Source organism: Halanaerobium saccharolyticum (assembly GCF_003259895.1).
Taxonomy (GTDB): domain Bacteria; phylum Bacillota; class Halanaerobiia; order Halanaerobiales; family Halanaerobiaceae; genus Halanaerobium; species Halanaerobium saccharolyticum_A.
Map to the genome: position 1 here is coordinate 41,828 of NZ_QLME01000005.1, position 14,795 is coordinate 56,622.

General features: G+C 32.8%; 12 protein-coding genes. 10 read left to right on the forward strand and 2 right to left on the reverse strand.

Going from position 1 to position 14,795, the window contains the following annotated elements; all coding sequences use genetic code 11:
- Window positions 1-10 precede the first annotated feature (10 nt).
- From C7958_RS05060 to C7958_RS05075, 4 genes are read left to right on the forward strand one after another with little or no spacing between them, the layout of a single operon-like run.
- Window positions 11-1,303, forward strand: a complete 1,293-nt coding sequence (locus C7958_RS05060) for an ABC transporter permease (RefSeq protein ID WP_111571581.1) — start codon at window positions 11-13, stop codon at window positions 1,301-1,303.
- Window positions 1,304-1,315: 12 nt separating this feature from the next.
- Window positions 1,316-2,497, forward strand: a complete 1,182-nt coding sequence (locus C7958_RS05065) for an ABC transporter permease (RefSeq protein WP_111571582.1) — start codon at window positions 1,316-1,318, stop codon at window positions 2,495-2,497.
- A 36-nt stretch (window positions 2,498-2,533) separates the two neighbouring features.
- The gene (locus C7958_RS05070) at window positions 2,534-3,205 is read left to right on the forward strand and encodes an ABC transporter ATP-binding protein (protein ID WP_111571583.1); all 672 of its coding nucleotides are present in this window, start codon (window positions 2,534-2,536) and stop codon (window positions 3,203-3,205) included.
- Window positions 3,206-3,241: 36 nt separating this feature from the next.
- Window positions 3,242-3,940 carry an FMN-binding protein gene (locus C7958_RS05075; RefSeq protein ID WP_111571584.1) on the forward strand — a complete coding sequence of 233 codons (699 nt, stop codon included), beginning with the start codon at window positions 3,242-3,244 and terminating at the stop codon, window positions 3,938-3,940.
- A gap of 610 nt (window positions 3,941-4,550) precedes the next feature.
- On the opposite strand, the gene C7958_RS05080 is transcribed toward C7958_RS05075, so the two are convergent.
- Both C7958_RS05080 and C7958_RS05085 read right to left on the reverse strand, forming a co-directional pair.
- On the reverse strand, window positions 4,551-5,318 hold the full coding sequence (locus C7958_RS05080; RefSeq protein ID WP_111571585.1) for an undecaprenyl-diphosphate phosphatase: 768 nt from the start codon (window positions 5,316-5,318) through the stop codon (window positions 4,551-4,553).
- 124 nt (window positions 5,319-5,442) lie between these two features.
- Window positions 5,443-6,756 (reverse strand): ISLre2 family transposase, encoded by a 1,314-nt coding sequence (locus tag C7958_RS05085; RefSeq protein ID WP_111571586.1) that lies wholly within the window; start codon window positions 6,754-6,756, stop codon window positions 5,443-5,445.
- Between the two features lie 294 nt (window positions 6,757-7,050).
- Here C7958_RS05085 and C7958_RS05090 point away from each other — a divergent pair, with 294 nt between their 5' ends.
- The 6 genes from C7958_RS05090 (at window position 7,051) to C7958_RS05115 (ending at window position 14,594) form a co-directional block, all read left to right on the forward strand.
- Entirely contained in the window at window positions 7,051-8,181 is a 1,131-nt protein-coding gene (locus C7958_RS05090; protein WP_073158302.1) for a LysM peptidoglycan-binding domain-containing M23 family metallopeptidase, read from the forward strand.
- Window positions 8,182-8,329: 148 nt separating this feature from the next.
- On the forward strand, window positions 8,330-10,570 hold the full coding sequence (locus tag C7958_RS05095) for a heavy metal translocating P-type ATPase (RefSeq protein WP_111571587.1): 2,241 nt from the start codon (window positions 8,330-8,332) through the stop codon (window positions 10,568-10,570).
- 107 nt (window positions 10,571-10,677) lie between these two features.
- Window positions 10,678-11,298 (forward strand): class I SAM-dependent methyltransferase, encoded by a 621-nt coding sequence (locus C7958_RS05100; RefSeq protein ID WP_111571588.1) that lies wholly within the window; start codon window positions 10,678-10,680, stop codon window positions 11,296-11,298.
- 112 nt (window positions 11,299-11,410) lie between these two features.
- Window positions 11,411-11,779 (forward strand): ArsR/SmtB family transcription factor, encoded by a 369-nt coding sequence (locus C7958_RS05105; RefSeq protein ID WP_089655555.1) that lies wholly within the window; start codon window positions 11,411-11,413, stop codon window positions 11,777-11,779.
- A 756-nt stretch (window positions 11,780-12,535) separates the two neighbouring features.
- The gene (locus tag C7958_RS05110) at window positions 12,536-13,924 is read left to right on the forward strand and encodes an AAA family ATPase (RefSeq protein WP_111571589.1); all 1,389 of its coding nucleotides are present in this window, start codon (window positions 12,536-12,538) and stop codon (window positions 13,922-13,924) included.
- On the forward strand, window positions 13,917-14,594 hold the full coding sequence (locus C7958_RS05115) for a hypothetical protein (protein WP_111571590.1): 678 nt from the start codon (window positions 13,917-13,919) through the stop codon (window positions 14,592-14,594). The genes C7958_RS05110 and C7958_RS05115 overlap by 8 nt, the downstream gene beginning before the upstream one ends.
- The last annotated feature ends 201 nt before the right edge of the window (window positions 14,595-14,795 follow it).

Here is a 14,795-nt window from a genome sequence, read left to right on the forward strand (position 1 = left end):
AGGTATAATAATGTTTTTTAGAATGATAAGGAGGCTTTTTAGCAGAGGGCTTAAATCAAAGCTGCTGGCTATTTTAGCGATAACTTTTGGTGCCTCTCTGATGACAGCTATGCTGAGTGTAACTCTTGATATAGGAGATAAGTTAAATAAGGAATTAAAATCTTTTGGTTCTAATATAGTTATAGTACCAGAGTCTAAATCTTTACCAGTCAAAATTGATGGAGTTGACTTTACTCCACTTGAAAAAAATAAAAAATATATTGATGAAAAAGATATAACAAATATTAAAATGATTTTTTGGAGACATAATATAGTTGATTTTGCGCCCTATCTGACTGCAACAGCAGAGATAAATAATAAGCAGGTTCCAATAGTTGGTACCTGGTTTAAAAATAATGTAAAGATACCAACAGGAGAAAGATTTGATTTTGGAGTAAAAAAATTAAAATCATGGTGGGAAGTAGAAGGTGACTGGATTACTAATGGTGGTTCAAAAGATGAAGCTTTAATTGGTTTGAAATTTGCAGAAAAGATGAATATAAAGCCTGGAGATCAGTTTGAAGTTACAATAAATAACAATGGTACATTGTTAAGCAAAAAATTAACAGCAAAGGGAATTCTAAAAACTGGTGATCAGGCAGAATCGAAAATTTATGTTCCGCTTGACACTCTACAATCAATTACCGGCCTTGAGAATAAGGTTGAAGAAATAGAAGTTAGTGCACTAACCACACCTGAAAACAAATTGGCCAGAAGAGCTAAGGCAGATCCTGATTCTCTGACTACTGCAGAATTTGATACCTGGTATTGTACTGCTTATGTTAGTTCTATTATCTATCAAATTGAGGAATCAATACCCGGTGTAGTTGGTAAAGAAGTTAGACAGATTACACAGGGAGAAGGCCAAATTTTAAATAAGATGAGTCTTTTAATGCTGCTTGTTACAATTACAGCTTTGATAAGTTCTGGTCTGGGAATTTCAAGTATAATGACTACCAGAGTTTTAGAAAGACAGCAAGAAATTGGACTACTTAAAGCAATTGGTGCAAGTAATCTGGCGGTCATTGCTTTATTTACTGTAGAAATTTCTTTAGTTGGCCTGATTGGTGGATTATTTGGCTATGGTCTGGGAAATATATTTGCCACTATTATCGGACAACAAGTATTTGGAACCGCAATTTCAGTTAAATTATTAGTTTTACCCTTAACGTTAGTGATGGCAATTATTGTAGCATTAGTCGGTAGTAGTTCTCCTTTGAGAATGGCTTTAAAATTAGATCCGGCTGAAGTTTTAAGAGGATAAGAGGTGAATTAAATGCAGAAATTAAAAATGTTTTTACGTTTAACACTTAAGTCATTTAAAGAAAGAAAATCACGAATAGCAATAGCATTTTTTGCTATAGTTGTTGGTATTGGAGTAATTACTTCACTCTTTAGTGTTTATTATGATATTAATTTAAAAATGAGTAAAGAAATGAGAGCCTATGGTGCCAATATGATATTAACACCTGATAGCTCAAATCAGCAGGATCAAAATAATAAAATGTTAAGTATGAATAAATTTAACCAGGTCGTGTCTAAATTTTCTGATCAAAATCTGATTGGAGTTCGGCCCAATCTTTATGGGATTATTGAATTGCAGCAGAATAGTGTTAAAGGGGTTTTTAGTAATATGCGCCCTGCCGTAATGGTTGGTACCTGGTTTGATCAGGTTGAGAAAGTGAACCCTTACTGGAAAATTGAAGGTGAGTTACCTGTTAATCGGGAAGTAGACGATGAGATAGTATTAGGTAAAACTGTTGCCGAAAAACTTGGTTATTCAGTTGGAGAAAAAATCAAGATGAAGTTATCGGATAGCTATCAAGTTAAGGAATTTATTGTAGCTGCAGTTATTGAAAGTGGATCTGATGCTGATAATCAGGTATTTGTTAATCTCAAAACAGCTCAGAAGTTATTAAATAAAGATAATAAAATAAGTGCTGCCTATTTAAGTGTTCTTAATTATGAAAATGATCCAGCGTTACTTAAGGGAATTGAAAATGACATTATTGGGATTAATTTAAATTCCATTAAAAAAATTGCTAGTTCCGAAAGTAAGATTCTGGATAAAATAAAATCACTGATGTATCTGGTTGTGATCATAATTCTATTATCTACTTTACTCTGTGTTTCAACGACAATGATGACAATTGTAACGGAAAGAAAAGAAGAAATTGGACTTAAAAAATCACTAGGAGCAGATAATAAAAATGTAATCATAGAGTTTTTAACTGAAGCTGCTATTTTAGGTGGTTTTGGAGGATTATTAGGTTATGGAATTGGTTATTTAGGCGCACAAATTATTGGCCAGAGTGTCTTTGGCTCTTTTATTTCTTTCAGATTACCTATTATCCCTTTTGCTTTCTTTCTCTCAGTTTTTGTTGCCTGCCTTGCTTCGATAATACCTGTAAGACTTGTAATAGATGTTGATCCGGCAGTTGTTCTTAAAGGAGAATAAAGCTAATAGATATTATTTGAGGAGGTTTATATAAAGATGGAATTAATTAAATTAGATAAAGTATCAAAGATTTATGGAGATGATCTGAGAGCTCTGGATAATGTGAGTTTTGCAATTGATAAAGGAGAATGGGCTTCAGTTATGGGTCCTTCAGGTTCTGGTAAGAGTACACTTTTAAATATGATAGGTTGTTTAGATACCCCAACTAAAGGAGAAGTTTCCATTGGTGGAATTAATATTTCCCAGTTAAATAAACAAGAACTGACAAAAGTGAGACGAGATAAAATTGGCCTGGTTTTCCAGAAATTTCACCTTGTTCCTTACCTCACAGCTATTGAAAATGTAATGGTGGCTCAGTATTATCACAGTATGGCCGATGAAGAAGAAGCTCAGCAAGCTTTAGAAAGAGTAGGCCTGGGAGAGCGCGCTAAACACCTTCCCAAAGAACTATCGGGAGGAGAACAACAACGCGTCTGTATTGCAAGGGCCCTAATAAATTATCCGGATTTAATACTTGCAGATGAACCAACTGGTAATTTAGATAAGGAAAATGAAGAGATGGTTCTTGATATTTTTAGGGAGCTCCATTCTCAGGGACATACTATTTTAATGGTAACTCATGATCCTACAGTTGGAGATTTAGCTGAGAAAATGCTTGAGTTAGAACATGGAAGATTAGTTGTTAATAGCAAAAATAGTTTAGTTTAAAATTAAGCTAATGTTTAAGTCAGGGGGAAGGATTTAATGATAAAGTTAAATAAAAATCAGAGAGGATTAATTATTTTAGTAATTATGATATTTTTCTTTTTTCCATTAAGTATTAACGCTGCAGATACTACATATCAGGATGGTCGATATTTAGGTTATACAGCAAGTAATGATGGAGATGTTTTAGTTGAATTAAATATTAATCGAGGAAAGATAGTGGATGTTAATCTTTTAAATCCATTTAAAATAGACTATAAATTTCCTCCCGGTAGAAAAATATTTTTAGAATGGCCGGCTAAAGTTTTGAAAAAACAATCAGCAGAAATTGATGTTGTTTCTGGAGCTACTGAAAGTTATAATAAATATCAAAAGGCAACCCAGATGGCCCTGGATATTGCCAGCGGGAAGTATCAAGAAAATGTTTATTATGGAGTAGCAAAAGATTATAAAGCAGGACATTTATTATTAGAAGTAACTATTGAAAATAATAAAATAACAGATTTAAGAATAATAAATGGAAACCCACAATTATTAATTAAACCAGATGGTAGAGAAAAATTGCTGCCTGCAGAGCCTGATAACTACCAGGAAGCAGAATTGAAATTTTTGAGAAATTTCCCTGCAAAAGCTATTGAAAATCAGGGAGAAGTAGAAGCTGCTCCCTCTACTAAGAAAGTGACCAAAATCTGCAATTCTGCCTTAAAAATGGCCCTTGAACAGGCTGGAATAGAGTAATATTATCTTTAAAAGGATTAAACTTGTAGTAGCTGTGTCAGTAAAATCAGTAAAATCAAAATAGAAGTCTGTAAATTTAGATCAAATATATAAATGCAACATTAGTAAAATAAAAAGAAGCAGAAACAAAGGAGCTTGGTATGAGCTATCAGGGTCGAACCTAAGCTCAAGGCTTCGGAGAGCTTTGTCGAAGATCCTTATATTAGTATTTTTCCGTATAATCCCTGTCATAACAGCAATTTATTGTTGAAAATATCCCATATAGTTGTAAAATGCTGTATATTTTACTGCGGTATTTAACGGTGGCTGAGGCTCACTGCGGTGAAATCACGGTGGAAATTAGAATAAAATTAGCATCTCATTTGGAGATGATTTACCCTCAGAGAAACTTCATTTTGTTCACTCAATGATGGAGCTTTTCTGGGGGTTTTATTTGTTAATAATATCTGTTATTGGACAATTATAACTGTCTTTTTCTTTAATACAATCAAAGACAAATGGAAGAAATATTAAGTCCACAATGCAGAACAAAGGGGAAAAAGTTAGTATAGTAACAATAAAAACTGATTGAAAAAGAAGTTGAAAGGAATAACTCTTCTCCAATCTGATATTATAAAGAAAATATTAATATTAATCCAAGTGTAATACAATAATAGGCAAAATAATGAAGTTTTTGTTCTTTTATCATTTTTAAGAAAAAGTTAATAGCAAGATAACCTGTGATCATTGATGATATAGCAGCTAAAAATAGATAGAAATAATTTAGGTCAGTTGTACCATTTAAAGTTAATTCTTTTAGTTTGAGAAGAGTTGCTCCTCCTATGACAGGTATAGAAAGAATAAACGAAAATTTGGTAGCAAGTTCTCTGTTTAAATTTTTATATAAGCCGGCAGCTATAGTAGATCCAAAGCGAGATAAACCGGGGAAAATTGCGAGTGCCTGAGCTAGTCCTATAAAAATTGAATCTAAAACCGACATATCTTTTATCTTCCGTTTATTGATTGTTATTTTATTAGTTAGCCAGAGTATTATACCGGTAATTATTAAAAAAACCCCGACAACAGTTAAAGAAGAATTCATTTTTTCAAAAAAATCTTCAAAAAATATCCCTACAACTGCAGCAGGAATTGAGCCGATTATGATATATAGATTAAAAGTCTTATATTCATCCTTAAAATAAATCATATTTAGTATATCCTGGTAATACACAAAAAATATTGCCAGTAAAGTTCCAAAATGCAAAAAGATGTCAATTGTCAGTCCAGCTTTAATATCTAAAAAATATTTAAAAAGCACAATATGCCCTGAACTGCTGATTGGTAAGAACTCAGTTATTCCCTGGATTATGCCTAAAACTAAGTACTTGATAATTTCCATAAATAACCTCCAATATATTTTTATTAAATTATTATAGCATATAGTTCTCATTTTAACAAATTGAGTTTTTACTCGATTGTGTCAAGTAGCTTTTGGAAATAATTTAAGACTCCCTTTAGATATTTTAAAATGCAAGAGATTTTATTGCTCTCTGTAAACCATTAACTTTGCCTTTGCGTAAGGCAGGAACTGTTTCTTTGGCAACAGGAAATAGTGTTTTCCTGTGGTCTATCATTTTTTCTGTTCTCATTTTGATTCTTTTCTCTTTTTCTTTATGCTCATATAGTTTGAATAGATCATCTTTTTTACCGCCATTATATTTAAATACTCTTAATCTTGCCATTCTATCTGCACCATCTTCTGACCAGGATAAAGGCCTTGAAGACATTCTTGAAGCCAGCACATGACTTACATGACCTTCAGCACTACACCCTTCTGTATTCGGATCATTTGCGTAATTTTCAATGCCTGCCCAGTTAGAATATATATAATTTCTTGCTTCTTTAATTCTTTCTTTTTGCTCCCCGTTTTCTGCTTTCTCAGAAATTGATTTAAAAGTTAATCTAACTAATTTGTAATCAGCTTGATTTAAACCTAACCAGAGATTGCTTCTTTTCTTTGGACAGTGTCCAGTTGCCATTATTACATACTTATTCAGATGGTATCTATCCAGTACATATTTTGTTTTCTGAATCTCTTTAAGACCGGTTTTAATCCAGTTTGCTCCATCTCCTGCTAAAAATATCGTCTCTATATAGTCCATATCATAAATATCATCTATATAGCTTAAAACCTCTTCCCAGAGATCTTCAGACTTATTGTAGATACCTGAAAAGAATTTAACGTTCTTTAGTTTATTCCTGGCTCCCTGACGCCCTTCATGCACATAGACCAGCTTTGTTACTTTATTCTCAGATTTATCTTTCTCATCTTCATCACGGTTTTTCTTCTGGATAGAGATATGATCTTCATCTGCTTCTATGTAGAGGTATTTAACTTTCTTTTTTTCTTCATCTTCAAGCTTTTTATCAGTAGCTCTATTGTCTATTTTACCCAGCTTTTTTATCTTGTTTAAAGTTGTCTGCTTACTTAAAGGAACAACCTTAGAAGCCATATCAGCTGCTTTCTGATAGGAATATTCTTCAGCTTTTTCTACCAGATCCAGCTCCAATCCTTTATCCAGCCTCTGGTATCTTTCAATACCAAAAATATCATCTACCAGATATGTGTAATCTGTATCTTCGGTGTTTTTGGAAGCATAATATGTTCTCTGATATTTTATCTCACCAAAATGGGTGATTAAAGTTTTATCCATATCATGCTGCATAATCTCAATTAGCTCTGAAATATCCTTTTTTTCACCCTCAAAAAGATTATCTACATATTTTTCGATATGACGGATGAAATTCTCTGCAAAATCCTGTATAATATTATCCATAAGAAGACTCCCCTTTCTTTGTTTTTTGTCCTAAAAATATTTTATCAAAAAGGGAGTCTTCTTTCTAATTTTTAGATAATTTCAAAATGAATCTCCAAAACTTATTTTACACTATGTTTTACTCCTGTTTCAATAATTTAATTAAGTCCGGTGAATAGTAGGGTGTAAGATTTTTTTGACGCTAGGGAAGAAATATAGTATAATATGTTTGAACATCTGCTCATACATTAAAAGTTTATTCTATTCTTTACTATTTTTATACAATACTAATGAAAACAGGGGGCAATCTGAAATATGAAAAAAAGATTTACAGCTATTCTTTTATTAATTGCATTTACAATAATTTACAAAAACTTTGTTCTGGGAGAGCGGCATTTGGAAAGCACAAGAGTTCCCAGAGGATCTATTTCTGTAAAAAAAGAACTTGATCTTAAGCGAAACTCAAAAGAAAATTCAGATTTTAGTTTGATTATAACGGAAAAGCGAAAAAATGCACTGGAGAGAAAGACCGATTTTGTTAAAATCCAAGAAGAATTTAACCTCTCAGAGAATTCAGAACTTAATTTTGCAGAAAATCAGTTAGAATTTAATAATAAGTTAGAATACATAGAAAAATTATATAAAGATAAAGACACAAAGTATAATATTGAAAGCTCCAGTCAGGGTTTTACTGAAGAATTAGTTAAAGAAAATAGTCGAAAGCCGGGCAGTAGAATTGGTTTAATTAATCAAATAAAAAAGCACAGAGTAGAAAACGGTGAAACTCTTTGGGATATTGCTCAAAAGCACAATGTGGATTTAGATACTTTAATTGGGGCAAACGATATTAATAATATTAATAAAATAAAACCCGGTCAAACGATAAAGGTTCTTCCAGTAAAAGGGATCTTATATAAAATAAGTCCGGGGGAGAATCTTTCATCTATTACTGATAAGTTTAATATAAGTTTAAACAAAATTATTGCCAGTAATTTAATTAATAATCCAAATAGGGTTCAACCTGGTGATACATTAATCTTACCTGGAGCAAAACCTGAATTTGGTTATCGTGATCGCCTTGAAAAAGTATTTACTAAACCAGTATATGCAAGAATCTCGTCTTATTTTGGTAGGAGATGGGGAAGAATGCATGAAGGTATTGATTATGCAGTTCCTTCAGGTTCGAAAGTGAAAGCATCAGGTGAAGGTAGAGTTGTATATAGTGGTTGGGCTAGAGGTTATGGTAAAACTATTATTATTGAACACCAAAAAGGAATGAGAACACTTTATGCACACAATTCTAAGTTGATAGTCAATACTGGAGATAGAGTTTCAAAAGGTGATTTAATAGCAAAATCCGGTAATACCGGTAATACAACAGGACCAAATGTGCATTTTGAGGTTCAGGTTAATGGAAGACCAGTTGATCCTTTATCATATATTTAAAAGATTTACCTAAAGGTAAATCTTTTTATTTAAACAATATATGAATAATTGCTCAATCATTGTTGACAAAAATCGAATTTAATTGTATACTATATATGAACAATTATTCAATTAATCATATATTAAATTATAACTAGGGAGGATTATTATGCCAGAAAAAGCAGAAAATAAGAAAAAGAAATTTGAACTAGAAGGTTTGGCCTGTACTAATTGTGCAGGTAAGATTGAGAAAGAAGTTAATAATTTAGAGGATATAGAAAAGGTGAGTTTGAATTTTGCTACCAGCACGATTACTGTTGAAGGAGAGGGTGCTGATAATTCATTTGAAAATGAATTGCAAGAAATTGCAGATAGAATAGAACCTGGCTTAACTGTTAAGGAGTCTAGAAATAGACGAAAAAGAGCTAATCAAAAGTCTGATCACAACCAGGTCCATGAACATAATCACGAGGACGGTCGTGTAAATGATCACGAAGAGAGTCACGGACATGATCGCGATCATGGGGTTGACGATGAAAATTCTTATCTTAAAAAACGATTCTGGCCGGGAACAATAATTTTTGCTCTGGCAATAATTCTATTCGAACTACCATTTTTGGAAGTAGAATTGGGAAGTTTATCAATATATCTGGAATGGCTACTTTTTGGTTCCAGTTACCTGCTTATCGGTGGACCAGTATTAATGGCAGCTTTCAAAAATATAAAGCGAGGCCAGGTCTTTGATGAGAACTTCTTAATGAGTATAGCAACAATTGGAGCTTTTTCTATTCAGGAGTTTCCTGAAGGTGTAGCAGTAATGCTTTTCTACATGGTTGGTGAGATTTTTCAGGAAAGAGCAGTTGACCGTTCCAGACGCTCAATTAAAAAATTAATGGATATAAGACCTGATTATGCTAATTTAAAACTTGAAGATACAACAAAAGAGGTTGACCCTGAAGATGTTCAAATAGGTGATATAATAATTATAAAACCTGGTGAAAAAGTACCACTTGATGGAGAAGTGCTTGAAGGAAGTTCTATGGTGGATACTTCAGCACTTACCGGGGAATCTGTTCCGCGTAAAGTTGAAACTGGTGATGAAATTTTGAGTGGAACAATTAACAAAGATGGTTTATTAACAGTAGAAGTGACAAAAGAATATGGTCAGTCAACAGTATCTAAGATTTTGGAACTTGTGGAAAATGCCAGTGGAAAAAAAGCACCAACTGAGAAGTTTATTACTAAATTTGCCCGTTATTATACACCGGTTGTAGTCTATTCGGCTCTGGCTATTGCGGTCTTACCGCCACTATTTTTACAGGGAGCAGCCTTTGCAGACTGGTTTTATCGAGCTCTTATCTTTTTAGTTATTTCCTGTCCCTGTGCACTTGTAGTATCCATTCCGTTAGGATTTTTTGGAGGAATAGGTCGAGCATCGCGACAGGGCGTTCTGGTTAAAGGTGGTAATTATCTGGAAGCACTGAACAATGTTAGTCAAATAGTATTTGATAAAACTGGAACTTTAACTAAAGGAGAATTTGCTGTTAGTAAGGTGGAATCATATAATGGCTTTAATAATGAGCAGATTTTAACTATGGCTGCTTATGCTGAAAGTCATTCCACCCACCCGATAGCAAAGTCAATTGTCGAAGCGTTTGACCAGAAAATTGATAATCAAAGAATAAAAGATTATCAGGAAATTTCTGGACACGGGATTAAAGCTGTGGTTGATGACAAAGAAATTCTGGCAGGTAATATCAAATTAATGAATAAAAATAACATTGAATATCAGGAAGTTGATGCAGATGGAACAATTGTTTATCTAGCGATTGAAAATAAATACGCAGGTTATATAACAATTACGGATGAATTAAAAGAGGATTCGATAAAGGCAATTAAGGGTTTAAAAGAATTAGGTATTAAGCAGTTAACTATGTTAACTGGTGATCGGGAGGCAGTTGCCGGGAGAGTAGCCCAGCGGCTTAGCTTAGATAATTATTATTCTGAACTTCTACCGGATCAGAAGGTAGATGAAATTGAAGAATTACTTGGCAGACAGAAAGAAAATGATAAACTTATCTTTGTAGGAGATGGAATCAATGATGCACCTGTTCTGGCTCGCTCTGATATAGGTGTTGCTATGGGAGGACTTGGTTCAGATGCAGCTATTGAGGCGGCAGATGTTGTCTTAATGACAGATGAGCCTTCAAAATTAATTACTGCTATTAATACTGCCCGGAGAACAAGAAAAATTGTCTGGCAGAACATTATTCTGGCCTTAGGTGTAAAAGGTATAGTACTTATAATGGGTGCTGTGGGTTTAGCAACCATGTGGGGAGCAGTCTTTGCCGATGTAGGTGTGGCATTAATTGCTGTCTTTAATGCTGTGAGAATTAGCCGTAATGTTTAATTAAGCAAGTAAAAAATCCCTCTGAAGCTTAAAAATAATTTCATCAGAAATATGTTTGGATAAAATCTTCAGGGGGAAATCATTTATAAGGCTGTGGGGGGATTATAATGAAATATTATGATATCTTTTCTTATCTATATGATCTACTAGCACCTGACTGGTATTATCACAAGCCGCGAAAATTTGCTATTGAAAAACTGGATTTTAAAAAAAACAGTAATATAATAGTTTTACCCTGTGGAACTGGACAAAGTTTTAAATATCTTAAAAATCAGTTGAAAAGTAATGGTTTAATAATTGGTATTGATTATTCTGAAGGAATGTTGACAAAAGCCAGAAAAAAAATTAGAAAAAAAGGTTGGGATAATATAATAACTTTACATGAAGATGCTGCTAGATTTAATAAATCTGATATTGCATCTATTTCAGAAGAAGAATTAAATATTGATGCTATCTATCTCGAATTGGGTTTATCAGCTATGCCTGAATGGCAAAAAGTTATTGATAAAAGTCTTTCGCTTGTAAGGGTTGGCGGTAAAATTGTTATTATGGATTGGTATATGGAAGAACTCAATTTATGGGGCCGTTTTATAGACTTAATTGGTAATGCTGATGTTACTAGACCAACCTGGGAGTATTTAAAAAGCAGAAAAGAAGTGAAAGATTTTAATTTAAATCACAGTTTTAAAAATGGCGGTGTCTTTGTTGCTTCAGGATATAAAGTTTAACCCCAATAATTGCTGCTGTATAATTTAGATTAAAGTAAATGCCTTTTATTAGAAATTAATCTATGTTAAAATAAATATAAGGTGCTAGTTTTGATTTGGGGGAGATGATTTAATGGCAAAAGACAAAAATTTTTGTGATATGTGTGAAGTGTTTGACCCGGATGAGCAGGTTGTAAATTTAATGAAAGACCGTAAACTTCAAGAAAATATTGTTTATCAGCTTTCAGAACTATTTAAGACCATAGGAGATCCAACACGGATAAATATTTTATATGCTTTAAAAGATAGGGAGTTATGTGTTTGTGATTTGTCTGAAATACTGGAAATGAGTTCTTCTGCAATATCTCATCAATTAAGAGTTCTTAGGAACAATAACCTAGTTAAATATCGAAAGGAAGGTAGGTCTGTTTATTACTCTCTGGATGATAATCATGTTTTATGTTTGTTTGGACAGGGTTTGAATCACGTTTTAGAGGATTAATATTTTTATCTTTAGATGTAGTTTATAAAAATTAAACTTACTGGATTTTTCAGAAACAATGCATTTTATTATTGAACTATAAATTTGGGTGCGATTATTCACCCTCAGAGAAACCTTCATTTTGTTCAGTTATTGATGGAGCTTTTCTGGGGGTTTTATTTTGTATAATATTTTCTTCAGGGGGACTTAATAATTAGATATTATTTCGAGTTTTATGTAATATAATAAATTTAGGCTCAATTAGTAAGTTGTAATATCAGGGAGGTGCTGAAAATGAAAGCTAAGAAAAAAGTAGCTAAGAAAAAACCTGTGAAGAAAGAAATTGAAAAGAAAGAAGAAAAGAAATAATTTCTTTCAATCAGTCAAAGTTAAATTGTTTATATTTTCCCCTGTAGACTAATAGTTACAGGGTATTTTTTGTTGAGCTATTTGATTGGTGCAGTTGATAAGTGTTAAAAACCTCCGCACATATCTATAAGTGCGGATAACTTTAACGGATTGAACAGTTTACATGTTTAGCTTAACTATAAATTATTATAATGTAAGGTGTAATCGAAATGAGTACACCTTGTTTAACATCGTAAAATTTAATATAGGTTTAGTCTGAACAACTATTAAGAGAATCAACTGATAGACTATTTTTTTTGTCCATAATCTATAATTTTTATCTAATATGATATTTTTTATATCGATTTTGCTGAAAATGTTGCTTTTTATTACTAATAGTTGTATAATTTAATCAATGGAGGTGATCAAATGAAGGAGAGAATGCTGCGTCTGCAGCAGGTACAATTGAATAATTTTAAGAATGTTAGGCAGGGGCTGATTGATTTTAACAGTTATAAAAGTGACGACTTTTTTTCCAAAACATCAGATGTGCTGGGAATATACGGCCAGAATGGTTCTGGTAAAACTGCTTTTATTGAAGCTTTGTGGATACTGAAACTGGTCCTGCTTGGAGAATCTCTGCCTGGAGATATTAAAGATTATATATACCAGGGTGAGAAAGAAGCTGCTATTAATTCTGTTTTTTCTATGTCTTTGGGAGAAGATAAATATCAACTCTTTTATGAAATGGTAATTGAAAGAAGAGAGAATGCTGCTCCAGTTATTATCAAGGAAGATCTATCATATAAGAAACTTGAAGAAGATGGCTGGACATATAAGAGGGGGATAATAACTCACAACCTTGATGAGAAGGAGCAGTTGTTAAGTCCCCAAAAGAATTACAATTTGCTTACAAAGAACAATAAAGATGCTAAAGTGGATCTTAAAGTGGCTAAGGAGCTTGCGAAAAAGGAACAAACATCCTTTATTTTTTCTAGTGAGATGGATCATATTTATAAGGGTAATAAAGCCTTTAACGAATTTGCTGATATTATAATGGAGATTAAACAGAATGCTCGTATGAACCTGTTTGTGATCAGAAATTCTCGTTCAGGTATGATCAATGCAAATCTAATTATACCTTTCTGTTTTCAGCTTAGTGATTCAGAGAGAATAGAAGGTGGAGATCTGGCAATAGCTCTGTCTGAGCCGACAACAGTTCCTGAGCGGGTCCTCTCTATTGTCAAAAATGTTATCGAGAACTTAAACATCGTCTTAAAAGAGATAATTCCAGAGCTAACAATTAAAATTAAAGAGTATGGAGAAGAATTGGATGAGAATGGTGATCCAGTTATTAAAATAGAGCTGCTGGCAGAAAGAGGAGAGATTAAGATTCCTCTGAGATATGAATCAGATGGAATTAAAAAGATTATATCTATCTTGAGTGCAATGATTGCTATGTATAATAAGCCCGGTATTTGTCTGGCTGTTGATGAGCTTGATACTGGTATATTTGAATATCTTTTAGGTGAAATTCTGGAGATCATTCAGGATAGAGCTAAGGGACAGTTGGTCTTTACTTCTCATAACCTAAGACCGCTGGAGAAACTTAATAAAGAGTCACTGATTTTTACAACAACTAATCCCGAGAATCGATACATTAGATTTACCAATGTTAAGGAAACAAATAATTTAAGAAGCTTTTATTATCGTGGAATTAAGTTAGGTGGACAGGACGAGGAAGTTTATGAGAGAACAAATGAATACAAAATAGCCAGAGCTTTTAGGGCTGCTGGTAGAGTTGATGCTGATGACTAGAAAATTAATTCTATTCTTAGTAGAAGGTATAACGGAGGAAATATCTTTTGGTCTTATTTTTTCTGAGATATTTGAGGATAAAGAGATTGAATTTCAAATTGCTCGTGGAGATATAACTACCAGGAATGGAGTTGATTCTCGTAATGTGATAGAAGTAATAAATGAAGAAGTATTATCTTTTTTGGACAAAGAACATTATAATAAAGGGGATATTTTAGCAATTATTCATTTATTGGATACTGACGGAGCATATATCAGTGAAGATTTGATCGAAAAACATGATAGGGATAAGAATTACTATTATGTTGATAAGTTATGTACCAGACATCCTGAAAACACAAAGAAAAGAAATGATAAAAAAAGTAGCATCATGGATAGACTGAGTAGGCATTCTAAAATAAATGGTATTCCATATAACGCTTACTACTTATCCTGTAATTTAGAGCATGTACTTCACAATGATGCAAATGTTGATGATAATCAAAAAGTAGATAAAGCTGAAGAATTTAGTGATAGCTATTTTGAAAGGGAATTAGAGTTTTTAGATTTTATTAGAAAGGATAGTTTTGCTGTCGAAGGTGAATATGAAGAAACTTGGGAGTTTATTAAGCAGGGAAATAACTCCTTAAACAGATATAGCAATTTGTACCTTGTTTTTGAAAATATCTAGCATTTTTAATGGCTTATTTTTCTATTAGCAATCTCAAAAATTGAACAAAATTTCTAGCGGGACCACGTCTTAATTATGAATTTCAGATCGACGTTCGACGCCCCACCCCCTAGAGCATAACTGAATACTTAAAGACATTGAGCTGTCTGGACAGTCTCTTAACTGAGGCTGTTCAGGCAGCTCTTTTTTTATGTCTAAATT

What these genes read in the sequence shown, in the direction of transcription:
- C7958_RS05095 (WP_111571587.1), top strand. Translation starts at nt 8,330, where the DNA reads ATGCCAGAAAAAGCAGAAAATAAGAAAAAGAAATTTGAACTAGAAGGT.
- C7958_RS05070 (WP_111571583.1), top strand. Translation starts at nt 2,534, where the DNA reads ATGGAATTAATTAAATTAGATAAAGTATCAAAGATTTATGGAGATGAT.
- C7958_RS05090 (WP_073158302.1), top strand. Translation starts at nt 7,051, where the DNA reads ATGAAAAAAAGATTTACAGCTATTCTTTTATTAATTGCATTTACAATA.
- C7958_RS05080 (WP_111571585.1), bottom strand. Translation starts at nt 5,318, where the DNA reads ATGGAAATTATCAAGTACTTAGTTTTAGGCATAATCCAGGGAATAACT.
- C7958_RS05110 (WP_111571589.1), top strand. Translation starts at nt 12,536, where the DNA reads ATGAAGGAGAGAATGCTGCGTCTGCAGCAGGTACAATTGAATAATTTT.
- C7958_RS05085 (WP_111571586.1), bottom strand. Translation starts at nt 6,756, where the DNA reads ATGGATAATATTATACAGGATTTTGCAGAGAATTTCATCCGTCATATC.
- C7958_RS05065 (WP_111571582.1), top strand. Translation starts at nt 1,316, where the DNA reads ATGCAGAAATTAAAAATGTTTTTACGTTTAACACTTAAGTCATTTAAA.
- C7958_RS05105 (WP_089655555.1), top strand. Translation starts at nt 11,411, where the DNA reads ATGGCAAAAGACAAAAATTTTTGTGATATGTGTGAAGTGTTTGACCCG.
- C7958_RS05100 (WP_111571588.1), top strand. Translation starts at nt 10,678, where the DNA reads ATGAAATATTATGATATCTTTTCTTATCTATATGATCTACTAGCACCT.
- C7958_RS05115 (WP_111571590.1), top strand. Translation starts at nt 13,917, where the DNA reads ATGACTAGAAAATTAATTCTATTCTTAGTAGAAGGTATAACGGAGGAA.
- C7958_RS05060 (WP_111571581.1), top strand. Translation starts at nt 11, where the DNA reads ATGTTTTTTAGAATGATAAGGAGGCTTTTTAGCAGAGGGCTTAAATCA.
- C7958_RS05075 (WP_111571584.1), top strand. Translation starts at nt 3,242, where the DNA reads ATGATAAAGTTAAATAAAAATCAGAGAGGATTAATTATTTTAGTAATT.